General features: G+C 69.5%; 22 protein-coding genes. 6 read left to right on the top strand and 16 right to left on the bottom strand.

Features of this window, described 5'->3' with window-relative positions:
• The first annotated feature begins 401 nt into the window (after nt 1-401).
• From AC1RSK_RS03840 to AC1RSK_RS03830, 3 genes are all read left to right on the top strand, one after another.
• The gene (locus AC1RSK_RS03840) at nt 402-1,943 is read left to right on the top strand and encodes an acyl-CoA synthetase (protein ID WP_492905696.1); all 1,542 of its coding nucleotides are present in this window, start codon (nt 402-404) and stop codon (nt 1,941-1,943) included.
• 1 nt (nt 1,944) lies between these two features.
• The gene (locus AC1RSK_RS03835) at nt 1,945-3,462 is read left to right on the top strand and encodes an AMP-binding protein (protein ID WP_492905695.1); all 1,518 of its coding nucleotides are present in this window, start codon (nt 1,945-1,947) and stop codon (nt 3,460-3,462) included.
• A gap of 88 nt (nt 3,463-3,550) precedes the next feature.
• Nucleotides 3,551-5,113: an acyl-CoA carboxylase subunit beta gene (locus tag AC1RSK_RS03830; RefSeq protein ID WP_492905693.1), complete on the top strand. Its 1,563-nt coding sequence runs from the start codon at nt 3,551-3,553 to the stop codon at nt 5,111-5,113.
• A gap of 351 nt (nt 5,114-5,464) precedes the next feature.
• Here the strand turns inward: AC1RSK_RS03830 and AC1RSK_RS03825 are convergent, their stop codons facing one another.
• Both AC1RSK_RS03825 and AC1RSK_RS03820 read right to left on the bottom strand, forming a co-directional pair.
• A complete protein-coding gene (locus tag AC1RSK_RS03825; RefSeq protein WP_492905691.1) occupies nt 5,465-6,295 on the bottom strand; it encodes a rhamnogalacturonan acetylesterase in 831 nt (276 codons plus the stop codon).
• A gap of 1 nt (nt 6,296) precedes the next feature.
• Nucleotides 6,297-9,704 carry a TonB-dependent receptor gene (locus AC1RSK_RS03820; RefSeq protein ID WP_492905689.1) on the bottom strand — a complete coding sequence of 1,136 codons (3,408 nt, stop codon included), beginning with the start codon at nt 9,702-9,704 and terminating at the stop codon, nt 6,297-6,299.
• Between the two features lie 322 nt (nt 9,705-10,026).
• Here AC1RSK_RS03820 and AC1RSK_RS03815 point away from each other — a divergent pair, with 322 nt between their 5' ends.
• Nucleotides 10,027-11,565 (top strand): family 43 glycosylhydrolase, encoded by a 1,539-nt coding sequence (locus AC1RSK_RS03815; protein WP_492906451.1) that lies wholly within the window; start codon nt 10,027-10,029, stop codon nt 11,563-11,565.
• A 140-nt stretch (nt 11,566-11,705) separates the two neighbouring features.
• Here AC1RSK_RS03815 and AC1RSK_RS03810 read toward each other — a convergent pair whose 3' ends face one another.
• The 8 genes from AC1RSK_RS03810 to AC1RSK_RS03775 all read right to left on the bottom strand — a co-directional run bounded on the left by AC1RSK_RS03810 (nt 11,706) and on the right by AC1RSK_RS03775 (nt 19,917).
• On the bottom strand, nt 11,706-12,446 hold the full coding sequence (locus AC1RSK_RS03810; protein WP_492905688.1) for a FadR/GntR family transcriptional regulator: 741 nt from the start codon (nt 12,444-12,446) through the stop codon (nt 11,706-11,708).
• 125 nt (nt 12,447-12,571) lie between these two features.
• On the bottom strand, nt 12,572-14,008 hold the full coding sequence (locus tag AC1RSK_RS03805) for an NAD-dependent succinate-semialdehyde dehydrogenase (RefSeq protein WP_492905687.1): 1,437 nt from the start codon (nt 14,006-14,008) through the stop codon (nt 12,572-12,574).
• Nucleotides 14,009-14,018: 10 nt separating this feature from the next.
• Nucleotides 14,019-15,632: a GMC family oxidoreductase gene (locus AC1RSK_RS03800; RefSeq protein ID WP_492905685.1), complete on the bottom strand. Its 1,614-nt coding sequence runs from the start codon at nt 15,630-15,632 to the stop codon at nt 14,019-14,021.
• Nucleotides 15,632-16,738 (bottom strand): NAD(P)/FAD-dependent oxidoreductase, encoded by a 1,107-nt coding sequence (locus AC1RSK_RS03795; RefSeq protein ID WP_492905684.1) that lies wholly within the window; start codon nt 16,736-16,738, stop codon nt 15,632-15,634. Before AC1RSK_RS03795 ends, AC1RSK_RS03800 begins: the two co-directional genes overlap by 1 nt.
• Nucleotides 16,739-16,748: 10 nt before the next feature.
• On the bottom strand, nt 16,749-17,876 hold the full coding sequence (locus AC1RSK_RS03790) for an acyl-CoA dehydrogenase family protein (RefSeq protein ID WP_492905682.1): 1,128 nt from the start codon (nt 17,874-17,876) through the stop codon (nt 16,749-16,751).
• Nucleotides 17,877-17,886: 10 nt separating this feature from the next.
• Entirely contained in the window at nt 17,887-19,050 is a 1,164-nt protein-coding gene (locus tag AC1RSK_RS03785) for an acyl-CoA dehydrogenase family protein (RefSeq protein WP_492905681.1), read from the bottom strand.
• Nucleotides 19,051-19,054: 4 nt separating this feature from the next.
• Nucleotides 19,055-19,465, bottom strand: coding sequence for a MaoC/PaaZ C-terminal domain-containing protein (locus tag AC1RSK_RS03780; RefSeq protein WP_492905679.1), 411 nt, complete (start codon nt 19,463-19,465; stop codon nt 19,055-19,057).
• A gap of 8 nt (nt 19,466-19,473) precedes the next feature.
• On the bottom strand, nt 19,474-19,917 hold the full coding sequence (locus AC1RSK_RS03775; protein ID WP_492905677.1) for a MaoC family dehydratase N-terminal domain-containing protein: 444 nt from the start codon (nt 19,915-19,917) through the stop codon (nt 19,474-19,476).
• Between the two features lie 202 nt (nt 19,918-20,119).
• Between AC1RSK_RS03775 and AC1RSK_RS03770 the strand changes: the two genes are divergently transcribed.
• Nucleotides 20,120-20,848 carry an IclR family transcriptional regulator gene (locus AC1RSK_RS03770; RefSeq protein WP_492905676.1) on the top strand — a complete coding sequence of 243 codons (729 nt, stop codon included), beginning with the start codon at nt 20,120-20,122 and terminating at the stop codon, nt 20,846-20,848.
• Nucleotides 20,849-20,861: 13 nt separating this feature from the next.
• Here the strand turns inward: AC1RSK_RS03770 and AC1RSK_RS03765 are convergent, their stop codons facing one another.
• Entirely contained in the window at nt 20,862-21,443 is a 582-nt protein-coding gene (locus AC1RSK_RS03765) for a TetR/AcrR family transcriptional regulator (protein ID WP_492905674.1), read from the bottom strand.
• Nucleotides 21,444-21,604: 161 nt separating this feature from the next.
• Between AC1RSK_RS03765 and AC1RSK_RS03760 the strand changes: the two genes are divergently transcribed.
• Nucleotides 21,605-22,633, top strand: coding sequence for a hypothetical protein (locus AC1RSK_RS03760; protein WP_492905672.1), 1,029 nt, complete (start codon nt 21,605-21,607; stop codon nt 22,631-22,633).
• An 80-nt stretch (nt 22,634-22,713) separates the two neighbouring features.
• Here AC1RSK_RS03760 and AC1RSK_RS03755 read toward each other — a convergent pair whose 3' ends face one another.
• From AC1RSK_RS03755 to AC1RSK_RS03735, 5 genes are all read right to left on the bottom strand, one after another.
• Nucleotides 22,714-23,946, bottom strand: coding sequence for an amidohydrolase family protein (locus AC1RSK_RS03755; protein ID WP_492905671.1), 1,233 nt, complete (start codon nt 23,944-23,946; stop codon nt 22,714-22,716).
• Between the two features lie 90 nt (nt 23,947-24,036).
• The gene (locus tag AC1RSK_RS03750; protein ID WP_492905669.1) at nt 24,037-24,480 is read right to left on the bottom strand and encodes an acyl-CoA thioesterase; all 444 of its coding nucleotides are present in this window, start codon (nt 24,478-24,480) and stop codon (nt 24,037-24,039) included.
• A 2-nt stretch (nt 24,481-24,482) separates the two neighbouring features.
• Nucleotides 24,483-25,619, bottom strand: a complete 1,137-nt coding sequence (locus tag AC1RSK_RS03745; protein ID WP_492905667.1) for a thiolase C-terminal domain-containing protein — start codon at nt 25,617-25,619, stop codon at nt 24,483-24,485.
• 10 nt (nt 25,620-25,629) lie between these two features.
• On the bottom strand, nt 25,630-26,055 hold the full coding sequence (locus AC1RSK_RS03740) for a Zn-ribbon domain-containing OB-fold protein (RefSeq protein WP_492905665.1): 426 nt from the start codon (nt 26,053-26,055) through the stop codon (nt 25,630-25,632).
• Between the two features lie 5 nt (nt 26,056-26,060).
• Nucleotides 26,061-26,867: a crotonase/enoyl-CoA hydratase family protein gene (locus tag AC1RSK_RS03735; protein WP_492905663.1), complete on the bottom strand. Its 807-nt coding sequence runs from the start codon at nt 26,865-26,867 to the stop codon at nt 26,061-26,063.
• Between the last annotated feature and the right edge of the window lie 69 nt (nt 26,868-26,936).

The following is a 26,936-nucleotide window of genomic DNA, read 5'->3' as shown; positions in this document are numbered from 1 at the left end:
CGACAGGCAGGGGAATCGCAGATGAAAGCAGCTGGCCAAGACAGGGTCAGCCGCCGTGAGAGGTCCCTTCTCCCCTTGTGGGAGAAGGTGGCGCGAAGCGCCGGATGAGGGGTCGATAGGTCTTCAAGCTGCGCAGAGGCGGCGGCGACAGGCTGTGTCGGATGGCGGGGAGCCCCCTCATCCGGCCCTTCGGGCCACCTTCTCCCACGAGGGGAGAAGGGAGCCCCGAGGCGAACTCACAAACATCCCGGCGCGGCCATATGCGATAGCCCTTCCCCCGACAGCGAGCATGGCCGGTCGGATCACGGATGCGATAAGACCCTGGCCTGCGTTCACCTCGCCCCGCCGATGCGGGAGGCTGGGCGCGGCGGCCGTCCGCTCTTGTCCCGCAGGCCTTCCCCATGCACCCGCGTACCTTCGCCAGATCCCAGCCCGACCGTCCCGCGGTGATCTGCGCCGAGACTGGCGAGGTGCTGACCTACGGCCGGCTGGAGGCCGAGGCCAACCGGGCGGCGCGGCTGCTGCGGGCGCTGGGGCTGACGCGGGGCGATGTGGTGGCGGCCTTCCTCGACAACACGCCCTGGTACTTTGTCCTGGCCTGGGCCACCCAGCGGGCGGGCCTCTATCTGACGACCATCTCCTCGCGCCTGACCGCCGGCGAGGCCGGCTACATCGTCGCCGACAGCGGCGCCAAGGTGCTGCTGGCCTCCGGCTCCCTGGCGCAGGTCGCGGCGGAGGTGGGCGCGGCGACCGGCCTGCGGGGCCGCTTCGCCGTCGACGGACCGATCCTGGGTTTCGAGGCCTGGGAGATCGCCCTCGCCGGCCAGTCCGACCAGCCGATCGCCGACGAGTCGCCCGGGACCTTCATGTTCTATTCCTCGGGCACCACCGGAAAGCCCAAGGGCGTGCCCTATCCCCTGCCGGAGGGGCCGGTCGAGGCCGTGGATTTCGGGACGGAGATGCGCCGGGAGGCCTACGGCTTCGACGAGGCCATGGTCTACCTGCACCCCTCGCCGCTCTATCATGCCGCCCCGCTCGGCTTCGGCTGCATGATCCAGCGCTGCGGCGGCGCCGTCCTGTTGACGCGGAAGTTCGAGCCGGAAGAGGCGCTGGCGCTGATCGCGCGCTACCGGGTGACCCATTCGCAATGGGTGCCGACCATGTTCGTGCGCATGCTGAAACTGCCGGCCGAGGTCCGCTCCCGCCACGACCTTTCCAGCCTGAAGGTCGCCATCCACGCCGCCGCGCCCTGCCCCAGGTCGGTCAAGCAGCAGATGATGGACTGGTGGGGGCCGATCCTGCACGAGTTCTACAGCGGCACCGAGGCGCATGGCGTCACCATGATCACGCCGCGGGAATGGCTGCGCAAACCGGGATCGGTCGGCCAGGCCAGGCTGGGGGTGATTCACATCGTCGGCGACGACGGCCGGGAGGCGGGACCGGGCGAAGAGGGGCTGGTCTATTTCGAGGGCGGGCTGGATTTCCGCTACCACAACGACACGGCCAAGACCGCCGGCGCCCGCCTGGCCGACACCGGCTGGGCGACGATTGGCGACGTCGGCTACGTCGACGCGGACGGCTATCTGTTCCTCACCGACCGCAAGGCCTTCATGATCATCACCGGCGGGGTGAACGTCTATCCGCAGGAGGTGGAGGACGCCCTGATCGATCATCCCCAGGTCGCCGACGTCGCCGTCTTCGGCGTGCCGGACGAGGCGTTCGGCGAGGCGGTGAAGGCGGTGGTCCAGCCGGCCGAAGGGGTTGTCGCCGGGCCGGCCCTGGCCGCCGAGCTGGACGCCTGGTGCCGGGCGCGGCTGTCGTCGATCAAATGCCCCCGCTCGTTCGACTTCATGGAAGCCCTGCCCCGCGAGCCGACCGGCAAGCTGCTCAAACGGCTGCTGCGCGAGCCCTACTGGGCCGGGCGCGACTCGCGGCTGGTCTAGGGTGGCGTCCGTCCTAAGCGCCTTCTCCGAAGTCGCCGCGCGGCATGGCGCCCGGGTGGCGGTCAGCGACGGCGAGCGGCAGCTGACCTTCGCGGCGTTAGACAGTGCGCGGCGCGAGGCGGCGCGGGGCCTGATGGCCCTGGGCGTGGGACAAGGCGACCGTGTCGCCCTGTGGGCCGCCAACAGTCTGGAGTGGATCGTCGCCGCCCTGGCCGTGCAGTCGGCCGGCGGGGTGCTGGTTCCGGTTTCCGTCCGCTTCAAGGGGGCGGAGACGGCGGCGGTGATGGCGCGGGCCGGCGCCCGGCTGCTGATCTGCGATCCCTCGGCCGGCGACCTCGACCTGCCGCAAGCGCTGCTGCGGGCCGGAGGCGCGCCCGACCGGATCGTCGTGCTGGATGGGCGCACCGACGACGGCCGGCTGATCGGCTGGCAAGCCCTTCTGGCCCTGGCCGGGAGCGTGCCAACCGAGGCCTGCGGGGCGCGGGCCGCCAGCGTCGATGGCGACGACCTGGCCGACATCATCTTCACCTCGGGCACGACCGGCCTGCCCAAGGGCGTGCCGATGACCCATGCCCAGAGCCTGGCCTCCTGCGCCGCCTATGCCGATGTCCTGGACCTGACGCCGGACGACGTCTTCGCGGTGGTCTATCCCTTCGCCCACAACGCCGGCTACCGCAGCGGCTGGCTGACCGCCCTGCTGCGCGGGGCCCGGGCCGTGGTCGTGACCAGCACGGCGCCCGAGGCGATCCTGCCGCTCGTCCAGGCCGAGGACGTGACCTACCTGCCCGGCGTGCCGACCTTTCATCAGGCGGTGCTCGATCATCCGGGCTTGGCCGAATTCGACCTCTCCAGCCTTCGGGCCGCCTCGACCGGCGCGACGGTCATCCCCGTCCCGCTCATCGGCCGCATGCGCCAGGCCTACGGCTGCCCCATCCTCACCGGCTACGGCCTGACCGAGGCGGCCGGGACCGTCACCCACTGCGGCTTCGAGGACGACGACGAGACCATCGCCACCACCGTCGGCCGGCCGATCCCCGGTATGGAGGTGATGCTGGTCGAAGCCGGCGAAATCGCCATCCGCGGCCCGATGGTGATGAGCGGCTACTACCAGGACCCGGCGGCCACCGCCCAGGCGATGACGGCGGACGGCTTCCTGCGCACCGGCGACGTCGGCGCCTTCGATGCGCGCGGCAACCTGAAAATCACCGACCGGCTGAAGGACATGTACATCGTCGGCGGCTTCAACTGCTATCCGGCCGAGGTCGAGCAGCAGCTCTGCGCCATGCCCGGCGTCGCCATGGCCGCCGTCGTCGGGATCGACGACGCCAGGCTGGGCCAGGTCGGCCGCGCCTTCGTCGTGCCCGCGCCCGGCGCGGCGCTGAGCGAGGCGCAGGTCATCGCCTGGGCCCGCGAGCGGATGGCCAACTACAAGGCGCCGCGCGAGGTGGTCTTTCTGGAGGCCCTGCCGCTCAACGCCACCGGCAAGGTGGCCAAGGACGAGCTGCGCCGGCGGCCGTGACCATCGGCCGGACGATGCCTGGGGCGGGCGCCCTGTCGCCGCCCGGGCCGGGAGCGCATCATGGCCGCCCGGAACGAGCGGTGGCGCCATGAGCTGGAAACCTGAACTCGACGAGCTGGAACAGCGCAAGGCCCTGGCCCGGCGGATGGGCGGCCCCGAGCGCGTCGCCCGCCAGCACGACGCCGGCCGCCTGACCGTCCGCGAGCGGATCGACCGGCTGCTGGACGCCAGGTCCTTCCAGGAGATCGGCGCGATCACCGGCCAGGCCAGCTATGGCGAGGACGGTGCGCTGGAGGCCTTCACCCCGGCCAACTGCGTGATGGGCCGCGGAAGGATCGACAGGCGGCCGGTGGTGGTCAGCGGCGACGACTTCACCATCCGCGGCGGCTCGGCCGACGCCTCCATCTGGGAGAAGTTCAAGCTCGCTGAGCGGATGGCCTTCGAATACCGGCTGCCGCTGGTGCGGCTGATCGAGGGCTCGGGCGGCGGCGGCTCGGTGCGCACCATCGAGACCCGCGGCCGCGCCAACCTGCCCGGCGGCCTGGGCGGCCAGTCCGGGGGGCTGCACCTGTGCGCCGCCAACCTGGGCGAGGTTCCGGTCGTCGCCCTGGCGCTGGGCTCGGTGGCGGGCCTGGGCGCGGCGCGGCTGTGCATGAGCCACTATTCGGTGATGGTCAGGGACGTCTCGGCGGTGTTCGTGGCCGGGCCGCCAGTCGTCGAGCGGCTGGGCGAAAGCGTCAGCAAACAGGACCTGGGCGGCCACGCCCGGCAGCTGGCGGCCGGCGCGGTCGATGACGTGGCCGCCAGTGAGGAAGAGGCCTTCGAGCGCGCGCGGCGCTTCCTCTCCTACCTGCCCAGCTCCGTCCACGAGCTGCCGCCGCGCGCCAAGTCGAAGGATCCCGTCGCTCGCCGCGAGGAGACGCTGCTGTCGATCGTGCCGCGCAGCCGCCGCGAGGTCTACATGATGCGCCGCGTCATCGAGGCGGTGGTCGATGCGGGCAGCTTCTTCGAGATGGGGGCCGGTTTCGGCCGCTCGATCATCACGGGCCTGGCCCGCCTCGACGGCTGGCCGGTGGCGCTGATGGCCGGCGATCCCCTGCATTTCGGCGGGGCCTGGACGGCCGAGACGGCCCAGAAGATCACCCGCTTCATCGACCTGGCCGAGACCTTCCACCTGCCCATCGTCCATCTGGTCGACTGTCCCGGCCTGCGGGTCGGGGCCGAGGCGGAGACGGCCGGCACCCTGCGCCAGGGCTGCCGGGCGATCAGCGCCATCAGCCAGTCGACCGTGCCCTGGTGCTCGGTGATCGTGCGCAACGTCTTCGGCGTCGGCGGCGGGGCGCACCAGCCGCAGAACCGCCTGGCCCTGCGCTACGCCTGGCCCTCGGCCCGCTGGGGGTCGCTGCCGCTCGAGGGCGGGGTGGAGGCGGCCTATCGGGCCGAGCTGGACGCCGCCGAGGACCCCGCCGCCCGCCTGGCCGAGATCGAGGCGCGGCTGGAGGCCCTGCAGTCGCCGTTCCGCACGGCCGAGGCCTTCGGCGTCGAGGACATCATCGACCCGCGCGACACCCGTCCCCTGCTGTGCGACTTCGCCAACCTCTCCGCGCCGCTGCGCACGGCCGGTCGGGTCGCGTTTCCAATGCGGCCTTAGGGCTCCAAAAACGCGCTCATCGGCGCGCGCCAGGGCCGAAAACGCCCGCCCGCTAAGGGTTTCACCAATATGTCTAGACATATTCACCGGCCCCGACGGCCGCCGCCGGGGCGCCGGTCGGAGGCGTTGGTCGCGGCGGCGCGCTTTCGACCAACCGGCCCTGCGCATCGACCAACCCACCGACCAACGCCCCGGGCTACGGCCTCGCGACTTGAACCCACGCAAAAGCCAACAGGACGCGGGGTTTGGCCGGTTGTCCGCGACTTTCGAGCGGCGCCGGCTTTTTTCGTTGGTCCGGCGATCGCGGTATGATGGTCGCCGCTTCGATAATCAGCTTTGGAGGGCAGGCATCTAGCGGCGGAAATAGGCCGCCAGTTCGGCCGGCAGGGCCGCCTCGACCATGCGGGCGAACAGCGCCGCGCCCTTGGGGCCGATGTGGGTGTAGTCGAAGGCCGTCTTCGGCCGGCCCTGGGGCTCGACCTTTGCCGGATCGGGCGGAGCCGAGGGCGAGTCCACCACGCGGTTGACCTCGACGGTCGTGCCGCCGGCGGCCGCGTCGCGAACCTCGGCGGGCGGAGCCTCCATGGCCAGGTCCATGGCCGCGACCGGGCCCATGGCCTGGACGGCGATGACGCTGTCGCCATGCAGGTCGATCAACGGCGCGCCGGTCTCGGCGGCCACCTTGCGGGTCTTGGCCGCCCAGCCAGCCAGGCCGTCTTGCAGCAGGCCGTTGCGGAACTGGCGGCGGGTGAGCGGCGTGACCAGCACCGGCCTGGCCCCGGCGGCGCGGACGTCGGCGACGTAGCCGGCCAGGTTGGGTGAGAATTCGGTGGCGAAGTCAGTCGAGCGGCCAGGCTTGCCCGGCTGGTCGTTGTGGCCGAACTGGATGAAGACGTAGGTGGCCGTCCAGGGACCCGGCTGGGCCAGCTGGTCCATGACCTTCTTCCAGGAGCCCTCGGCCCGGAAACTGCCCGAACTGCGCCCGCCCCTGGCGACGTTGATACAGGTCACCTGCGGCGCGGCGTCGGCGCAGAAGGCGTCGCCCCAGCCGCTCTTGGAGGCGACCGTGGAGTCGCCGACCAGGATGATGCGCACCGGCGCCGGCTGGGCCCGGGCGGCGGCCGGGAAGGCCGCCGCCGAGACCGTCAGGATGCAGGCCAGGGCCTGGAGGGTCCGCCGCATGCTAGAAGCTGTAGCGGAAGCCGAGGAAGAACTGGCGACCGGTCGAGCCATAGCTGGTGACCACCGGATCGTCGGCATAGGCGAACCGCTCGCTGGGCTGGTCGGTCAGGTTCAGGGCCTCGATGTTGAACACCAGGTTGTCGCCGAAGTGGTAGGTGAAGGCGGCGTCGACATTGGTGGTCGCCTTGCTGCCCACGAAGTCGTTGACCAGCGGCGAGTCGCAGAAGCCCGGATCGCAGGTGCCCGAGGCGATCGGATACTGGGTGTAGTACTCCGCCCGATAAGCCGTGGAGATCCGCGCCGACCACTTTTCGGTGTCGTAGTAGATCGTGAAGTTGAAGGCGTCCGGCGAGGCGGCGGTCCAGGGGCCCGGCGCGATGACACGGGGGACCGCCGCGGCGGTGGCGGTGGCCGGGGTGCCCGGGTCGATGATGTACTGAAGCTCGGTCTCCAGGTGGGTGTAGTTGGCCTGGATGCCGAACTTGTCGAGCCAGCCCGGCAGGAAGGTCAGGTTCTGCTGGTAGGTCAGCTCGAAGCCGCGGATGTAGCCGCCGGGGGCGTCGCGGAACTGGCGGATGTTGAAGGAGTTGTCGGCGTCGATATAGGCCAGCGCGTTGACGTTGGTCTGGGAGTCCCGCAGCTGCTGGATGCCCTCGGCGTCGAGGATGCTGGTCAGCGGACCGGTGCTGACGATGGTCTGCGGGAAGCTCTCGATCTCCTTGTCGAACACGGCGATCGAGAACAGGGCGCCCTCGGTGAAGTACCACTCGAAGCTGAGGTCGAAGTTGTCGGCCCGGAAGGGCTTCAGCTGCGGGTTGCCCAGGGTGATGGTGCCGCCCTCGACGGCGCCGGCGGTGGTCGGCACGGTGAAGGCGGTGATGCTGGGAGCCAGGTTGCCGAGCAGCGGTCGGGCCATGACCTTGGCCGCCGCGAAGCGCAGCAGCATGTTGTCCCAGACCTCGTAGGTGACGTTCACGGCCGGCAGGACGTCGGTGTAGTCGTTACTGGCGGAGACCGGCCGCGAGGTGTTGGTCAGGCCCGAGGACTCCAGGTCGGTGACGGCGTAGCGGACGCCGGCGTTGCCGCTGAGCCGGCGGCCGAACACCTCGGTGCGGAAGTCCAGCTGCACGAAGGCCCCGGTGTCCTTTTCCTCGACGCCGTAGGTGTTGGCGGCGCTGGTCAGGTTGGAGGTCCGCCAGTCACCCCACTTGTTGATGCAGTTGCAGTCGAAGTCGAACAGCTTGAGCATCTTCTTGTTGTCGGGAGCCAGGAAGGTGGTGGCCATGCCGCTGGGCACGTCCAGGCCCTGGCCCCAGTGGATCAGCCGGCTGGTCTCGGCGACCGAGCTGCCCGCTTCCCGGAAGCTCGGGTTGAGGGTCTCGTTGACCACCCGCCGGCTTTCGCTGGTGAAGAAGCTGTACTTGCGCTGGCTGACGCCGAACTTGAGGGTCAGTTCGTCCGTCATGTCGAAGGCGAAGTCGACCCGGCCGCCTTCGTAGCGGTTGTCGGCCACGCGGTGGAAGATGCGCAGGGCCGAGTAGTTCTTGACGAAGTCCCAGTTGGCCGGATTGGCCGGGTCGAAGCCCAGGTCGAGCAGCGGCATCGAGCCGCCGACGCGGGCGTCGTAGACGATGTAGTCGTTGCCGGCCACGCCCTGGCCGGAGTCCAGCCGGATGTAGTCCGACAGCAGGCCGGTGCTCTTGTTGTAGGAGCGCGACTGGCCGTAGAGGGCGACCATCCGCAGGCGGTCGCTGAACTCATGCTCGATGTTGATCGAGCCCTGCTGGAAGAAGGTGGTGTAGTACTGCTGGTCGTCGGCGGCCCGCACGTCGACATTGCCCAGCTTCAGGTAGTCGGCGTTTGCCCCGTTGGCGCTGAGCGCCGCATCGATCAGGCGCACGCTGGGCCGGCCGATCATGGCGTCGCGCAGCGCCAGGCCGCGGCCGCTCGGATCGTTGACGAACCCGACCGACAGCGGGTTGTTGTAGTACTCGTAGGGGTCGAGGTTGTTGGGGTTGTAGCTGAACCGATAGCCGGCCAGCGGCGAGGCGCCGTTCATCGACTGGCCGCAGTCGATGGCCGGCAGGATTTCAGTGGCGTCGCGCGCCGTGCAGGTGTTGTACAGGTTGCGCCGGGTGGCGGCGTTGGCGTCGGTGACGGGGCCGGCCGCGGCGGTGTTGTAGCCGGCGTTGGTGTTGTTGCGGTTCAGCCCGACCAGCTGCACCTGGTAGTTGTTGGAGTTGTTGTAGAAGCGCGAATAGACCCCGTCGATCGAGATGAGGGTCCGGTCGCTGGGCCGCCACTGGAAGGATCCGGTGAGGCCGAGGCGCTCCTGCTCCAGCTGCTGCTGGTTGATGGTCGGCAGGGCCGGGATGCGGATCAGCGAGCCAGGGGCGGTGGTGGTGGTGCGGCCGCCGACGTTGGTCAGGGTCGAACCGACCGGGCTGTTGATCAGGGCGTAGGCCGTCGGGTCGGAGCCGGCCATGGCGGCGCAGGCCGCCGGGTTGGAGATGTTGACACTGACAATGATGCCGTTGTTGCAGGCGGTGCCGGTCGGGGCGGCGAAGCCCTGGCGGGTCAGGCGCGAGCTGCCGGCGGCGGGGTTGGGCGTGGTCGCGAAGGTGGCGCCGCGATAGGTGTAGTCCGACTGGCCCGGCTGGCGGCCGTAGCTGTCGGTGATGGTCTCACGCTCGTTGTAGGCGAAGGAGAACAGGGCCCCGATCTCGCCAATCGGGGTGTCCCAGCGGTCGGAAACCAGGCCGGCGAGGCGCGGGTTGTGGTTGCCGCCGTTCTCGTAATAGGCGTCCTGGAACGACAAGGCCATGCGCAGGTCCTTGAAGTTGAAGGGCCGGCTGGTGATCAGGTCGACGGTGGCGCCCAGCGCCCCTTCGTCGGTCTCGGCCGAGGAGCTCTTCTGGACCTTGAGGGAGTTGAACAGCTCCGAGGCGAAGGTGTTGAAGTCGAAGCCGCGGCCGCGGTTGGGGCTGGTCCCCGAGTCGTTCGAGCCGCTGGTCGACAGGGCCTCCAGGCCGTTCAGCCGCACCCGGGTGAAGTCGCTGCCCAGGCCGCGGACCGAGATCGTCCGGCCCTCGCCATTGTCGCGGTCGATGGAGACACCAGGCAGGCGCTGCAGCGACTCCGCCAGGTTGGCGTCCGGGAAGTCGGCGATGTCCTCGGCGTTGATCGCGTCGACCATCACGTCGGCCTGGCGCTTGACGCCGATGGCCGATTTCAGGCTGGCGCGGAAGCCGGTGACGATGACCTCTTCGACGTCGGAAACCGGGGCCGGATCGGCGGCCGGAACCGTCTCCTGCGCCCAGGCGGCCGAAGCCATGCCGGCGGAAACCGCCAGGACCGAAGCCGTGCTCAGAATGGTGCGCCGCAGGCGACCTTGTTTGAAAGCAGTCATGCCTTCCCCCTCTCGTTTCCAGCGCCGCGGCGGTCCGTTGACCGGTGTTTTCCTGCCGAGGCGATCCCAGTGCCCACCGACGCCATCTGCTGATGACACCGGTTACCTTCCTTGGTATCAGTGAGCCCGGAGAATTTCAAATATAATCGTACGATTGACACAAACCGGCCTCAAACGCTTGCGTCGCCGGGAAAAAGGCCGCTTCGAAACGGCCATGGGAGGAGTACAGATGACGGTCTCATTCTCACGCCGGGGCGCGCTGGCCTCGCTGCTGGGCGGCGCCGGACTGGCGGCCGCGACCGGCGAGTCGGCGCAAGCCAGGATGGCGGCCAAGGCCTGCTCGCCGGGGCCGGCTGGGGCGACGCAACGTTGGGGAACGACCTTCGAGGGCCAGCGCAAGGCCGACCTCGGGAACGGCCGTTTCCTCAATCCGATCATGGCCGGCGACCACCCCGACCCGTCGATCCTCAAGGACGGCGACGACTACTACATGACCTTCTCGTCCTTCGACGCCTATCCGGGGCTGGTCATCTGGCACTCGCGGGACCTGGTGAACTGGCGGCCGGTCACCGCCGCCCTGAAGAGCCACATCGGCTCGGTCTGGGCGCCGGAGCTGTGCAAGCATGGCGGCCGCTTCTACCTCTACATCCCGGCCCGCACCCCGACCTACCGCTCCAGCTACGTGATCTGGGCCGACAGGATCGAAGGCCCGTGGAGCGAGCCGATCGACCTGAAGCTGCCGGCCCACATCGATCCGGGCCACGCGGTCGGCGAGGACGGCTCACGCTGGCTGTTCCTGAGCGGCGGCGACCGGGTGCGGCTGGCGGACGACGGCCTGTCGACGGTCGGGGCGGTCGAGCATGTCTACGATCCCTGGCGCTATCCGGACGACTGGGATGTCGAAGGCTTCGCGCCCGAGGGCCCCAAGGTCATGCGGCACGGCGACTGGTTCTACATGATCACCGCCGTCGGCGGCACGGCCGGCCCGCCGACCGGCCATATGGTCATCGCCGCCCGCTCGCGCTCGATCAACGGCCCCTGGGAGAACTGCCCGGCCAACCCGCTGGTGCGCACCAAAAGCGCCTCGGAGAAGTGGTGGTCACGTGGTCACGCCACCCTGGTCGAGGGACCGGACGGTGGTTGGTGGATGGTCTATCACGGCTATGAGAACGGCTTCTGGACCCTGGGCCGCCAGACCCTGCTGGATCCGATCCGCTGGACCGCCGACGGCTGGTTCGAGGCCCGCGGCGGCGACCTGTCGGCCCCGATCCGCAAGCCCGCCAAAGGACCCGCCACAGCCCACGGCATGGCCCTGTCCGACGACTTCTCGGCCGACAAGTACGGCCTGCAGTGGCACTTCTTCGACCCGGCCAAGGACGAGGCCGGCCGCATCCGCCGGGGCGGCGACGGCCTGTCCCTGGCGGCTGCCGGCCTCTCGCCCAAGGACTCCTCGCCGCTGATCTTCGTGGCCGGCGATCAGGGCTACGAGATCGAATGCGACATCGAGGTCGACGCCGGGGCGACCGGCGGCCTGATCCTGTTCTACGACCGCAGCCTCTATTGCGGCCTGGGCTTCAACGAGAAGGGCTTCGTCACCCACCAGTACGGCATCGAGCGCGGCCGGCCGGCCAATCCTCATGGCCGGCGGATGCGGATGCGGCTGCGCAACGACCGCCATATCGTCAGCTTCCACACCAGCGGCGACGGCGGCGCGACCTGGAAGAAGTTCGACCGCCAGATGGAGGTCTCCGGCTACCACCACAACGTCCGCGGCGGCTTCCTGATGCTCAAGCCGGGCCTCTACGCCGGCGGCAAGGGCCAGGTGCGGTTCCGCGACTTCCGCTATCGCGCCCTGCCGTGAGATTGGTCATTGCGTCGATATAATCATACTATATGATCTAGAAAGCTGGCGAACGCGGTGCGATCGCCTTCTTGCGCATTTCCTGGAGCTCCCCTCCGGGATACCTGGGCGCCGGCTTCACAGCCGGCGCCCGATTTGTTTCAGGCTTTCGAGAGGTCGCGCTCGATCCGGTCGAAGCCGGAATCGATGACCTCGAGCATGGCCGCCGAAGCGGCCGCCTCATCGCCGGCGGCGATGGCCTCGACGATGGCGGCATGGCTCCTGACCACCTCGGCGTGGAGTTCGTCAGTGGCCACCGGCGTGCTCAGCGTGAAGGAGGCGATCAGGGCGGTCTCGATCACCGCCGCCATTGAGCGCATCAGCGGATTGCCGGACGCCGCCGCCACCGCCAAGTGGAACTGCAGGTCGGCCTCGGCGAAGCTGCGGTCGGTCTGGCCGGGCTGGGCCATCTGGTCGATGCAGCGGCGCAGTTCCGCGATATCCGCCTCGCGTCGCCGGCGGGCGGCCAGGGCGGCGGCGCGCGGCTCCACGGCCCGGCGCACCTCGACCAGGTGCAGGCGGAAGGGCTCGTCCAGCCCCTGCCCCACGGTCCAGGCCAGGATGTCGGCGTCGAAGAAGTTCCAGTTGACCGGGTCGAGCACCCGGGTGCCGACCCGCGTGCGAGACACCACCAGCCCCTTGGCCGCCAGGGTCTTGATCACCTCGCGCAGCACCGTGCGCGAAATCTGGAAGCGGGTCAGCAGATCGGATTCGACCGGCAGGACGGAGCCCGGCGGATAGACGCCTTCGAGGATCTCGCTGCCCAGGGTGCGGACGATCTGGTCATGGCTCGACCGGGGCCGCTCGGTCGCCAGCCGACTCACATGCAGATTGTTGCTCATACGCCGGCCACCCTGTGGGCCGCGAATCGGACGGCGACGTCCGCACTCGGCCCTGTATTTCGTATGATAATACGAGCAGGAACCGACCTTCCAAGCGGTATTCCACAGGCGGCCGTGAGCCGGTGTTACAGCGCCCGGGCCTGGGCCAGCAGCTTGACGTCGAAATAGGCCGACAGGCCCTCCGCCCCGCCCTCCTGGCCATGGCCGCTGTCGCGCACCCCGCCGAAGGGAGTCTCCGGGCTCGAAACGGCCAGGGTATTGACCCCGACCATGCCGGCTTTCAGGCCATCGCCGACCGCCATGGCCGTCTCGTTGGAGCCGGTGAACGCATAGGCGGCCAGCCCGAAGGGCAGGCTGTTGGCGCGGGCCATGACCTCGTCAAAGCCCTGGAAGCGCACGATGGGAGCGATCGGGCCGAACGGCTCCTCGGTCATCAGCAGGCTGTCGTCGGGGACATCCGTGATCACCGTCGGCTCGAAGAACCAGCCGGCGTTGCCGATCCGCTGGCCGCCGGTCCGCACGGTCGCGCCGCGAGCCTGGGCGTCGGCGACAAGGCGCTCCATGGTCTCGACGCGGCGCTGGTTGACCAGCGGACCCATGCCGACGCCCTCCCCCGTCCCGTCGCCGACCTGGATGGCCTTGGCGGCGGCCACGAAGCGGTCGGTGAAGCGGTCGAACACCGAGTCATGGACATAGAAGCGGGTCGGCGAGATGCAGACCTGACCGGCGTTGCGGAACTTGCCGGCGGCCAGCAGGGTGGCGGCGGCCTCCGGGTCGGTGTCGCCGAACACCAGCACCGGGCCGTGGCCGCCCAGCTCCATGGTCGTGCGCTTCATGCCATCGGCGGCCTGTTTCATCAACAGCTTGCCGACCCCGACCGAGCCGGTGAACGAGACCTTGCGGCTGACCGGCGAGGCGATCAGCCGGGCCGAGACCGCCGCCGGATCGCCGAACACCAGGTTCAGCACGCCCGGCGGCAGGCCGGCGTCGTGTAGGGCCCGGACGATGGCGACGGCCGTCCCCGGCGTCTCCTCGGCGGCCTTCAGCACCAGGCTGCAGCCGGCGGCCAGCGCCCCGCCGATCTTGCGGCAGGGGGTCAGGGCCGGGAAGTTCCAGGGGGTGAAGGCCACCGCCACCCCGACCGGCTCCAGCATCACCAGCTGGCGCAGGTCCGGCGAGCGCGAAGGGATGACCCGGCCATAGGCCCGGCGGCCCTCCTCGGCGTACCACTCGATGACGTCGGCCCCGTAGAGGATCTCGCCCCGGGATTCAGTCAGGGGCTTGCCCTGTTCGAGGGTCATGATCAGGGCGATGGCTTCCAGCCGTTCGCGGATCAGGTCGGCGCCGCGCTTGAGGATCCGGCCCCGTTCCAGGGGCGAGACCCACCGCCAGCTCTCGAAGGCCCGCTCGGCCGCCGCCAGGGCGCGGTCGAGGTCGGCGGCCGTGGCGTGCGGCAGCTGGGTCAGCACCGCGCCGGTGGCCGGGTTGAACACCGGCTCGCCGGGCCGCGCATCGGCGCCGAGGGCCTCACCGTCGATGATCAGGGTCAGGTCGGGGTACATGGGGAATTCCTCAGGCCGGGCGGGCGGCGTCTTCCAGGATCATGGCGGAGGCCTTTTCGCCGATCATGACGATGGCCGCATGGCTGTTGCCGGAGACGACGGCCGGCATCACCGAGCCATCGACGACGCGCAGGCCGGCGAGGCCCCGCAGGCGAAGGCGGGAGTCGACGACGGCGCCGTCGTCCTCGCCCATCCGGGTCGTGCAGGTCGGGTGATAGATGGTCGAGCCGGTGGCGCGGCAGTAGGCCAGCAGGGCCTCGTCGTCGAGCACCGCCAGCCCGGGCTCGCGCTCGGCGACAATGTGCGGGGCCATGGCCGGCGAGGCCATGATCCCGCGCAGCAGCTTCAGGCCCTCGACATTGGCCTGGCGGTCGGTCTCGGTGGCCAGGTAGTTGGGGTCGATGGCCGGGGCGACGAAGGGGTCGGGGCTGACGATGCGGACGCTGCCGCGGCTCTCGGGCCGCAGCTGGCAGCTGGAGGCGGTGAAGCCAGAGTAGTCGTGCAGCTTGTCGCCCATCTTGGTGGTCGAGAAGGTGATGAAGTGGACCTGGATGTCGGGGCTGGCCAGGCGCGGGTCGGTGCGGAAGAAGCCGCCCGCATAGCCGGCGCTGACGGTCAGCGGGCCCTTGCGCTGGAGCAGGAACTTCAGACCGACGCCGGCCGTGCGCCAGGGGCTGGCCAGGTCGTCGTTGACGGTGATCGGCCGGGTGGCCTGCAGCACCATGCGGACCTGCAGGTGGTCCTGCAGGTTCTCGCCGATGCCGGCGAGGTCGTGGACCACGTCGATACCGTGCTCGCGCAGCAGGGCGCCGGGTCCGATGCCGGACAGCTGCAGGATCTGCGGCGTGCCAATGGCGCCGGCCGACATGATCACCTCGCCGTCGGCGCGGGCGCTCTGGGGGACGCCCTGGCGGGACCACTCAACCCCGACGGCGCGGCCGTTCTCGACCTGGACACGGGTGACATGGGCGCGGGTGACGATGGTCAGGTTGGGCCGGCGCTTGGCCGGATTGAGATAGGCGACCGCCGCCGACACGCGCAGGCCCCGCCGCGAGGTGGTCTGGTAGTAGCCGCCGCCTTCCTGGGTTTCACCGTTGAAGTCGGGGTTGCGCGGATGGCCGGCCTGTTCGGCGGCGTCAATGAAGGCGTCGCAGAGGGCGTGCGGCTCGCCCTGGTCGGACACCGCCAGAGGGCCACCGACCCCATGGTAGTCGTCGGCGCCGCGCGCCTGGTCCTCGGCCTTGCGGAACCAGGGCAGGACATCGTCGAAGCCCCAGCCGACGGCGCCCAGCTGGCGCCAGTGGTCGAAGTCCTCGCGCTGGCCGCGGACATAGACCAGGCCGTTGATCGAGCTGGAGCCGCCCAGCACCTTGCCGCGCGGCTGGCGGATGCGGCGGCCATTGAGGCCGGGCTGCGGCGTGGTCTCGTACAGCCAGTTGACCGTCGGGTCGTTGAACAGCTTGCCGTAGCCGAGCGGGATATGGATCCAGGGGTTGAGGTCGGCCCCGCCGGCCTCAAGCAGCAGCACCCTGTGGCGGCCCGATTCCGTCAGCCGGTTGGCCAGCACGCAGCCGGCCGAGCCGGCCCCGACAATGATGTAGTCGAAGGTTCCGATCTGGCCCATCAGCCGGCCTCGAGCTGAAGAGCGACGACCCGCTCGGCGATGGCCAGGGAGGCGGTGAGTCCCGGCGACTCGATGCCGAACAGGTTGACCAGGCCCGCCTGGCCATGGTTGGCGGGGCCGCTGATCATGAAGTCGGCGGCCGGCTGGCCCGGTCCCGACAGTTTGGGCCGCACCCCGGCGTAGCCCGGCGACAGGCGCGTCGCGTCAAGGCCCGGCCAGAAGCGGCGGACGGAGGTTTCGAACTTGCCCTGGCGGGCCGGGTCGACGTCGTAGTCGATGTCCTTGACCCATTCGACGTCGGGGCCGAACCGGGCCTGGCCGGCCATGTCGAGGGTCAGGTGAGCGCCAAGGCCACCGGGCTCGGGCGTCGGATAGACCAGGTGCTCGAACGGGGCGCGGCCGGCGTAAGTGAAGTAGACGCCTTTGGCGAGGTGCAGGGCCGGGATGTCGTCGGCGGCCAGGCCCTCCGTGCGCCAGGCCAGGGCCTGGGCGGCCAGGCCGGCGGAATTGACCACGCTGCGGGCCAGCAGCGGCTCGTCGCCGCCGGCGTACCAGACCTCCCAAAGATCGCCCCGGCGACCGATCCGCTGAACCTGCGTGTCCAGCACCAACTGGGCGCCGTGCGCCTCGGCCTCGCCCAGCAGGGCCAGCATGTAGGCGTGGGAATCGATGATGCCGGTCGAGGGCGACAGCAGGGCGGCGACACAGGCGACCTCCGGCTCCAGGGCCCGGGCTTCGTCGCCGGTCAGCTGGACCAGGTCATCGACGCCGTTGGCGCGGGCGGCGGCCTCGATGGCGGTGAGGTCGGCCAGCTGGCTCTCGTCGGCAGCGACGATCAGCTTCCCGCAGCGGCGGTGCGGCACGCCGCGCTCGGCGCAGAAGGCGTAGAGCCGATCGCGGCCCTCGACGCAGAGCACCGCCTTCAGCGAGCCCTTGGGATAGTAGATGCCGGCATGGATCACCTCGCTGTTGCGCGAGCTGGTCCAGGAGCCGAAGTGCCGCTCGCCCTCCAAGATCATCACCTCGCGGCCGGCCAGGGCCAGGGCGCGGCCCACGGCCAGGCCGACCACCCCGGCCCCGACGACCACGCAGTCCACGCTGTCCACGGCGCGCCCCTCAGGCGGGCTCGACGAAGCCGCCGAGACGGCCCAGTTCGCCGGCCCAGGTCTCGGCGTCGCCGAACGTCATGTCGATCATGTTGAGCCGGCGCAGGCCCCAGCCGGCCCGGTGCTCCTCGGTGACGCCCAGGCCGCCGTGCAGCTGCACCGCGTTCTGGCCGACGAAGACGGCCGCCGTCCCCAGCACCGATTTCACCGCCGCGAAGGCCTTGCGGCGTTCGCCGGCATCCGGCTCGTCGACCATCATGGCGGCGTAGAGGGCCATGCTGCGGGCCTGTTCGAGGGCGACCAGCATCTCGGCGCAGCGGTGCTTGAGGGCCTGGAAGCTGGAGAGGACCTCGCCGAACTGGCGGCGGGTCTTGAGGTGTTCGACGGTGACCTCCAGCAGCATGGCCATCAGCCCGAGCGCCTCGGCGGCCATGAAGGCGATGGCGTGCTGGCGGGTGCGCTCGATGAGGGTGTCGGCCTCGGCGCCAAGGGCCAGGACCTGTGTGGTCTTCACCCCAGCCAGGGTGACCTCGGCCGCCCGCAGGCCGTCGAAGGTGCGGTAGCCGCGGCAGGCGACGCCCGCCGTCGCGGCGTCGACCAGGAAGACGCCGAGGCCGTCGTCCGTCCGGGCGGTGACGACGATGCGGTCGGCGGCATCGCCGTGCAGGACGTCGGCCTTGACGCCGTCGAGGACCCAGCCGTCACCGTCACAGCGGGCGCGGGTCCGCGAACCACCCCGGCCCGAGCGGGCGCCCGGTTCGTCGTCGGCGAAGGCCAGCACCAGTTCCCCGGCGGCGACCAGCGGCACGAGCTCGGCCCGCAGCGCCGAATCGCCCGACAGCCGGATCGCCGTCCCGGCCAGGACCACGGTGGCCAGATAGGGTTCGGCCACCAGCCGGGCGCCGAAGGCCTCGGCGATCACCAGCGTCTCGATCGGCCCGCCGCCCAGACCGCCGTCGTCCTCGGCGAAGGGGGCGGCCAGAAGGCCCTGGTCGGCGAAGCGGGCCCAGAGCTCGCGGCTCCAGCCCAGCGGTTCGCGGCCCAGCCGGCGGCGGTCCTCGAAACCGTAGCGGTCGGCGAGCAGCCGCTCGACCGCATCCTTCAGCATCGCCTGTTCGTCGTTGAGGTCGAAGTTCATCGCCTGTCCCTCAAAGCCCGAGCACGCTGGAGGCGATGATGTTCTTCTGGACCTCGCTGGCCCCGCCGTAGATGGAGGCGGCGCGCAGGGTCAGGTAGTTGGAAGCGGCCTCCAGAGGGGCCAGGCCCTCGCCTTCGTAGGCGAATTCGAAGGCCAGCCGGCCGGCGGTCTTCAGCAGCAGTTCGGAGGCGGCCTGGCGCAGTTCGACGCCCTTGATCTTGAGGATCGAGGAGCGCGGATCGGGGACGCCGGGCTTCTGGGCCGCCAGTACGCGAAGCTGGGTGATCTCCAGGGCCTTGAGTTCGGCCTCGATGGCGGCGGTCTTGGTCAGCGTCCTCGCCTGCTCGGCCGGCGACAGGCCAGTGGCAGGATCGTTCGCCAGGCCCTTGGCGCGGGCGATCAGCCGCTTGGTCATGCCGATGCGGGCGATGCCGGTCCGCTCGTTCGACAGCAGATACTTGGCCACCGTCCAGCCGTCGTTCTCCTCGCCGACGCGCAGGGACACCGGCACCCGCACCTCGTCGAGGAAGACCTCGTTGACCTCGTGGCGGCCGTCGGCGGTGATGATCGGGCGGATGGTGACGCCGGGGCTCTTCAGGTCGATCAGCAGGAAGGTGATGCCGGCCTGCTTCTTCGGGGCGTCCGGATTGGTCCGCACCAGGGTGAACATCCAGTCGGCCCAATGGGCCATGCCCTGCCACATCTTCTGGCCGTTGACGACGTAGTGGTCGCCCTCGCGCCGGCCCGCCGTGCGGACGTTGGCGAGGTCGGAGCCGGCCTCCGGCTCGGAGAAGCCCTGGGCCCACCAGTCGTCGAGATTGGCCGCGCGCTCCAGGAAGCGGGCCTTCTGCTCGTCGGTCCCGTAGGCGATCAGCACCGGGCCGATCATCGAGGAATTGAAGGACAGGGGCTCCGGCGCCGGCGCCTGATGGATCTCGTCCATGAAGATGTGGCGGCGCACGGCCGACCAGCCCGGACCGCCAGCCTCGGCCGGCCAGCTGGGGGTCGCCCAACCCTTGGTGTTCAGGCGCCGCTGCCAGTCGACGATCTCGGCCTTGTCGAGGGCCCGGCCCTGTTCGAGCTTGCGGCGCACCGCTGCCGGCAGTTCGCGGGCGATGAAGGCGCGGACCTCCTCGCGGAAGGCGATGTCCTCAGGGGTGAAGTCGAGGTCCATGGCTCTAATCCAGCGCCACGGCGGCGTCGCCGATCAGGGTGATCGTGCCGTCCGCGAGGGCGGTGGTCAGTTCGAGTTTGGCGATCCGCCGGCCGCCGTCCTCGACGATCTCGGTAACCTTGCCGCTGCAGGTCACCGCCGCCTTCAAGGGCGTGATGGCGGCGAAGCGGACGCCGTAGCTGACCAGGCGCTCAGGCGGCGCCCAGGCGGTCAGCAGCCGGCCGAGATAGGCCATCGACAGCATGCCGTGGGCGAAGACGGTGGGAAAACCGTTGGCCTGGGCGAACTCGGGATCGACGTGGATGGGATTGTGATCGCCCGAGCCGCCGGCGAAGAGCGCCAGGGTCAGGGCCGAGATCGGCGGGGTGGTGAAGCTGGGCAGGGCGTCGCCCACCTGGACGGTGTCGAGGGTCATCGCTGGGCTCAATGTCGCAGCACCGCGACGGTGCGCATGGTGGCGCACAGCTCGTCGCGCTGGTTGTGGAGGGTGGTGTCGAGGACCACGAACTCGAGGGCCCCGCCCTTCTTGTCGTAGATGTCGACGATCCTGGTCAGCAGCCGGATGCGGTCGCCGACGTAGATCGGCCGCTGGTACTCGTAGCGCTGCTCGCCGTGCAGCAGCTTGCCGAGGTCGGCCTGCAACACGTCGATGACCAGGTCCTCGCCCTGCGGGGCCAGGTAGTTGAGGGTCTGGGCGAAGGTCGGCGGGACGGGGATGGCCGGATGGCCGGCGGCCCTGGCGGCTTCGTCGTCGAGGAAGATCGGATCAGTCTCGCCGATCGCCTTGCAAAACAGGCGCAGCTGGCCGCGCTCCACATCGATGAAGCGTTCTCCGTTGTCGCGGCCGATCTGGCTGCGGTCGAGCATCATGGACTCCAGTCTGGCGTGGAAGGAACCCTAGGCGCCACGCCGGGGCGGTTCAAACATCCTGTGGCGGCACGGGCGCTTCACCGCGTCTGCGATAAGGGGTGGGGCCCTTGCGCTAGCCGGCGGGCGCGGCTCAATTGCCACCATGGCCGCGCGCGACGACACCGACTCCCCTGATCGAGAAAGCGGAGGCCCGCGCGCCATGTCGCGGGTGCTGAGTCTGCTGGAGTGTCTGGCCAAGGCGCCGGAGGGCCTGTCGCTGGCCGACCTCAGCCCGGCCTTGAGCACGCCCAAAAGCACCCTGCTGGGTTCCCTCAAGCCCTTGGTGACCGAGGGCTTCCTGGTCGCCGAAGGCAACCTCTATCGGCTGGGCCCCAAGGCCTTCCGGCTGGCGGCGGACATCGGTTCGGCCTGGTCGTTGCCGCGCATCGTGCGCGGCTACATGCGGGAAATCTCCGAGGCGACCCACGAGTCGGTGGCCCTGGCGGTGCTGGACGTGGAGATGCGCCGGTTCGTCTACATCGACTCGATCGAGAGCCCGCAGCCGGTCCGCTACGCCACCCGCATCGGCATGAGCGGACCGCTCTACGCCACGGCGGCCGGCCGGGTGCTGCTGGCCTATCAGCCGCAGGCCTATCAGGACGCCTACATCAAGACAGCGAAGTTCGTCGCCCTCACCCCGCGCACCAACACCGATCCGGAAGTGCTGCGTCGCCAGCTCGCCGAAGCGCGGGCCGGCGGCTTCTGGGCCAGTTCGGGGGAGTCGGTGCCGGACTCGGCGGCCGTCGCCGCGCCGGTGTTCGGGCCGGACGGCCAGATCCTGGCCGCCCTGTCGCTGGGCGCCCCGTCCGAGCGGATGGACGCCAACCGCGACCGCTACACCCAGGCGGTGGTGCGGTCGGCGGCGCGGGCCTCGGGGACGGCTGCGTAGGCCGAGCTAAAGATCACTGCCCATTCGGTTGGGCCGGTGTTCCGATGTCGGGTCGGCTCGCCAGCAGGAAATCGACCACCGTCGCGACATCAGGACCTTGCGAGGCGTCATCGACGTTACGGTCTCGCATCGGGGCAATGACGAGCAGGGCATAGAAGGCCTGGCTGGCCAGGGAGGGGTCGCTCACCCCGGCTTCCTCCATCAAAATCTGAACAAGCGCGTCCGCCCGCGCTTTCCCCGCGGCGTGGAGGCTCTTGACCAGATTGGGAAAATTCCTGGCTTCCGCCATCACGATCCGATCGACCGCCCGGCTCTCCGCATCTTGCGCGGCGCGCAAAAACCGCTCGCCGATGGCGATCAGCCGTTCCCTTGGCGCGATGTCGCCGTGCCTGTGGTCCTGCTGTTCGATCGGCGCAAACTGCTTGGCCAGATGGCGGCCCACGGCCGCCTCGAACAGCGCCGCCTTGCTCGGAAACCGCGAATAGACCGTTCGTTTGGAAACCCGGGCCGCGGTGACGATGGCGTCGATGGTCGCCGCCGCATAGCCATTCGCCAGGAAGACCTCCAGAGCGCAGTCAAGCAGCCGCCCCTGCAAGAGCCCAGCCTCACCCTGTGTGGGCCTGCCTCGCCGCGCAGTCTCCGCACCCACGATGATCCCTCCTTCAGACAAGAATCTTCTTGTCAGGATTCCCGGCCGAAAACCATAAAGGTAATGCGTCGTACCTTTATGGCGCAGAACCTTTGGAGAGCAAGGCTATGACGACGCCCCTGCGATGGCCGCCCCGTGGCAATTTCGGCTACCGACCTCTGGTTGGGCCCTACCTGTTCGAGCCGAAGCGGATGATCGAAGACCGTGGGTACTTCGGCCTTCAGCTCGAGGCGGCATTCCAATACGGCACGCTGCGAGATGGCGACGGCGAAATCTATTCGATCACCCGCCGGTTCACGGTCGACCCCAGCAAGGGCGGACGAGACACCCTGCTCGCCCAATCCACGCGAAACGGCGAAGGCTGCCTGAGGTTCGACCCGGCCCTGTTCGCGGGCGCGGCGTCGGGGAAGGGCGTGGAGTTCGGCCTGTCGTCGGACGGCGCCTACAGGCGCAGCCCCAAGGATGCCGACGGTCGGGCCTACAGCATCACCTACGGCCCGGATGCCTATAGCTGGGAAGAGGAAGGCGTTCTGGAACTGAGGGGGCGGCTCTGCGGACCGGGACTGCAATGGTATCTGCCACAACCTGACGCCGGCCTGTTCTATGTCTCCGCGATGTTCCAGGTGGAAGGCGTCATCGCCGGGCGAAAGGTCAGGGGCTTCGTCGCCGCCGATAAGGTCTTCATGGGAGAGGGCGCCGTCCAATATGGGGCCGGCGATCCCCTCGCCGGGGATCATACCCATGTGACCTGGTACACCTGGGGCACACGCTACAAGGACGGCACCTTCGAAGGCGGGCACTTCAGCGCCGGTCACGACAAGTGGGGCTTCGCCCTCACCACGACCGACAAGGAAGTCGTCACCGCGACGACGGACGTCGAGGCGCTGGTGAAATCCGGGCCGGACCGGAACTTTCCCGAAACCATCATCCTGCGCGTCGAGGACCAGCTTTGGGAGTTTCTCCCCGACCCGCGCGGGAAGATGCCCGACTTTCTGGGGAAGTCCCAACCGTCCACGCCGCAAAACGAAGGACGTTGGCGCCGGGTCGGCGATACGCGGGAACCGGACGTCTACTGGGCCTGGGGTGAGATCAATCCAGGCTACGGATCCGAGAAGCGGCTCCGGTATCGCTTCTGAGGACATCCGGGCGCCGCGTCGTATCACGACGACCGGCGCCCGATTTCCCCGCTCGGCTCATCAACCGCGAACGGCGGCCCTCAGTACGGCAGGCCCATGAAGCGCATGCCGTTCTCGTACATCACCTTGCGGGTCGCCTCGTCCGACAGCTCGGCGCAGGCCTCGTCGGCGAAGTCGCGCGGTTCCGGCACGCCTTCGGAGTGGGGATAGTCCGAGCCCATCATCATCCAGTCGGCCGAGCCGGTCTGCTCGACCAGGGCCTTCAGATCGTCCTCGGGATAGGCGACGACGCCGACGTGGCGCAGGAAGATCTTGCTGGGCCGCTCCTTGAGCTGGCCGCCCGGCCAGTAGCCCATCTTGGCCATGCCCCGGCTCTTGTCCATCTTGACCAGGGTCGAGGGCACCCACTCGGCGCCGTTCTCGGCCGACAGCAGCTTGATGTTGGGGAAGCGCTCGAAGAAGTTCCAGAAGATGAAGCTGGACAGGGTCTCGATGACCGGCCGCTCGCTGTAGCCATGCATCCAGACGAAGGCGCTCTGGCGCAGCCGCGACTTCTGCATCGGCTCGCCCCAGACGGCCATGTGGTCCTTCAGATAGATGGCCTCGGAGACGTGGAAGACGACGCTGATGCCGGCCTCGTTGAGGATGGCCCAGAAGCGGTCGTGGTCGGGGTGGGCGGGGGCCTTGCCGTTGAACGGACCCATCGGCATGAGCACCAGCTTGGCGCCGTTCTTCACCACCCATTCGGCCTGCTCGCAGGCCTTGTCGACGTCGGCCAGGGTCAGCACCGGGCAGGAGAAGATGCGGTCCTGGTAGTTGAACCGCCACTGGTCGAGCATCCAGCGGTTATAGGCGTCGAACACCGCATGGGCGGCGGCCGGGTCGTCGAAGTAGCTGATCGCGCTGACGAAATTGCCGCAGTACATGATCGAGGAACGGACGTCCCAGCGGTCGAGGAACTTCACCCGTTCGGCCGGGTCGGTCATCTCGCTGGTGATCGGCACCCGCATGTCGACCTCGGCCTTGCCCTCCTTCTGGGCCCGCAGCCACTCGTGCAGCTTGCCGGGCGGCGGGATGCGGAAGTCCTCGGTCATGTAGTCGGCGCTGATCTCGACCTTGCGCGGGCCGACGTAGAGGGCGAACTGGCCGTCGTCGCCGACCTTGTAGTGCAGGCCCCACTTCTCCTCGAAGGCCTTGGGCATGTAGCGGCTGAAGGCGTCGGCCGTCTCGTAGAGGTGGGTGTCGGCGTCGAACATCGGGCCGGTGTAGCGGCGGGCCTTGGTGGCCTCGGGAGCGGTGAGCACGGCGTCCATGGCGTTTCCCCTTCGTCGAGCCTCAGGCCCGGATGAGACGGATGTTGTTTTTTCGAATGGTGTTCAGTTTTTCGTATTCATCCGCTTCTGTCAAGCCGGGGCCACGACCAGATCAGCGATCGCCGTCTTCTGCCCGGGCGTCAGCGAGGTCGCCGCGCGGGTGACGCGGTCGACGAAGACGTGGATGAAATGGCCGGCCGCCGCCGGCTCCTCGCGGCCTTCGAGGAACAGCCCGACCTCATAGCGCAGGCTCTTGTCGCCCATCCGGCCGATGCGCACCCGGGCCTCGACGGTCTGGGGGAACTCGACCGGGGCGAGGAAGGCGCACTGGCTTTCGACGCAGAGGCCGATCGAGGGGGTGTCGTGCAGCGACAGGGCCCCGCGCTCGTACATCATCCGGGTCACGGCGGTGTCGAACCAGCTGTAGTAGATGACGTTGTTGACGTGGCCGTAAGGGTCGCCGTCGGCCCAGCGGGTGGGGATGTCGATCCGGTAGGGATAGTTCTCCCGGCGTTCGTCCTTCGGGGCGGCCATCGTCAGGCGCGCTCGAACAGGTGGACGGCGCTGGCGGTGCCCAGGCCCACCACATGGGTCATGGCGACCTTGGCCCCCTGGACCTGCCGCGCCCCGGCCTCGCCGCGCAGGTGCAGGGCCGCCTCGTACATGTTGGCGATGCCGGTGGCGCCGAGCGGATGGCCCTTGGAGAGCAGGCCGCCGGAGACGTTGACCGGCACCCGGCCGCCGAGCGCCGTCTCGCCGGCGTCGATCATCGCCCCGGCCTCGCCCTCGCCGCAGAGCCCGAGGTTCTCGTAGTGCAGCAGTTCGGCGGTGGCGAAACAGTCGTGCAGCTCGACCAGGCTGACGTCCTTCGGACCGATGCCGGCCTGCTCGTAAGCCTGGCTGGCGGCCAGCCGGGTGACCGAATTGACGTCCGGCATGATCGGGTTGCGCGGGTTCCAGGGGTCCGACGCCAGGGCCGAGGCCAGCACCCGGATGGCGCGGCTCTTGCCCATCTCGCGGGCGACCTTTTCGGAGACCAGCACGGCGGCGGCGGCGCCGTCGACATTCACCGAACACATCAGCTTGGTGTTGGGATAGGCGATCATCTCCGAGCCCATCACCTCCTCCAGCGGTGTCTCCTTCTGGTAGACGGCCTTGGGGTTCATGGTCGAATGGTGGTGGTTCTTGACCGAGACCTGGGCGAACTGGGCGAAGGTGGTGCCGTACTTGCGGGCGTGTTCCATGCCGGACTCGGCGAACACCGCCGGCATGCTGGCCGAACCGAACAGGCCCTCCAGCGGGATGCCGGTCTCGGCCCCGCCGCCGAGCATGCCGCGCGGCATCTTCTCGACCCCGACCGCCAGCACCACGTCGTAGAGGCCCGACTTGATGGCGATCCAGGCCTCGCGGAAGGCCGAGGCGCCGGTGGCGCAGGCGTTGGAGACGTTGGTCACCGGGATGCCCGACTGGCCGATCTCGCGCATCACGGCCTGGCCGGTCATGTCGTAGGCCCCGAACACCGAGCCGCAGTACATGGCCTGCACGCGGGGCGAGGTCAGGCCGGCGTCGTCGAGGGCCAGCAGGGCCGCCTCGCCGCCGAGCTGGGCGAAGGTGCGGTCCGGGTAGCGGCCGAACCGGATCATGTCGATGCCGAGGATGTAGACGTCAGACACGGGCGGTCTCCTAGGCTTCAGGTTCGAAGAAGAAGGCGACGTACGAGGCGCCGTCCTTGTCGGTGCGGCCCAGCGCGTCGCCGAACACCAGCCTGACCCGCAGGCCGGCCGGCAGGGCTTCGGGCTCGGCCTCGACGCCGATCAGGTTGCCCTTGATCGTCAGGCCGTCGTCGAGGTCGACGATGGCTGAGACGAACGGGGTCGGGATGCCCGGATAGGAGCGGCGGACGATCGACCAGGCGTGCAGGGCGCCGGCCTCGGCGGCCTCGAAGGTGTCGAAGCCGTCGCGGGCGGCGCAGGCCGGGCAGGCCAGCCGCTCCTCGACCATGACGGCGGCGCAGGCGCGGCAGCGGCGGCCTTCGACGAAGGGGCGGCCGTCGGCGGCCCGCTTGATGTAGGGCAGCGCGCTCTTGGCCTCGAGACTTGCAGGGGTCATGGGGCTCAGGCTCCGGTGAAGACGGGGGTGCGCTTTTCCAGGAAGGCGTCGACAGCCTCCTGGTGGTCAGCGGTTTCGTGGGCCAGGGCCTGGAAGGCGGCCGAGAGCTCGAGGATGTCGGAGAACCGCGCGTGCTGGCCCTCGCGCAGCAGCCGCTTGGCCAGCCGCACCGAGCGATGCGGGTTGACGGCGATGCGCGTCGCCAGGGCGCGGGCCTCGTCCATCACCTGGTCGGCCGGGACCACCTTGTTGACCAGGCCGGCGGCCAGGGCGTCGGCGGCGGTGAAGGTGTCGCCGGTCAGGATCATCTCGGCGGCGCGGGCGTAACCGACCACCCGGGGCAGGATCCAGGCCCCGCCGTCGCCGGGCACGATGCCCATCTTGACGAAGCTGGAGGCCAGCTTGGCGTTCTCGGCGCAGACCCGCAGGTCGCAGAGGCAGGCCAGGTCCAGCCCCAGGCCAATGGCGTGGCCGTTCATCGCCGCCACGGTGGCGATCTCCAGCTCGGCCAGGGCGCGGGCGACGCGCTGCACGCCCTTCTTGTAGTTGGCCCGGGTGTCGGCGGGCGTGGCCAGCGGGCCGATGCCGTTGCGAAGTTTCATGGCCTTGAGGTCGCCGCCGGCCGAGAAGGCCGAGCCGGCCCCGGTCAGGATCAGCACGCTGACCTCCGGATCGGCGTCGGCCGCCTGCAGGGCCGCGACCAGGGCGTCGCAGTCGGCGTGGGCGGCCAGGGCGTTGCGGGTGTCGGGACGGTTCAGGGTCAGGGTGACCACCCGGCCCGTCTTCTCGTAAAGGACGAAGGGATCGCTCATCGAATGGGGCCTCGCGCTTGGGGCGAGGAGCCCCCTTGCAGGCCTCAGACCTCTCGACAAAGCGCCCCC

The sequence above is a fragment of the Caulobacter sp. GW821-FHT11A05 genome (assembly GCF_058809015.1).
Note: the sequence above shows the minus strand (reverse complement) of the source record. Positions and strands in the feature narration are given on the sequence as shown.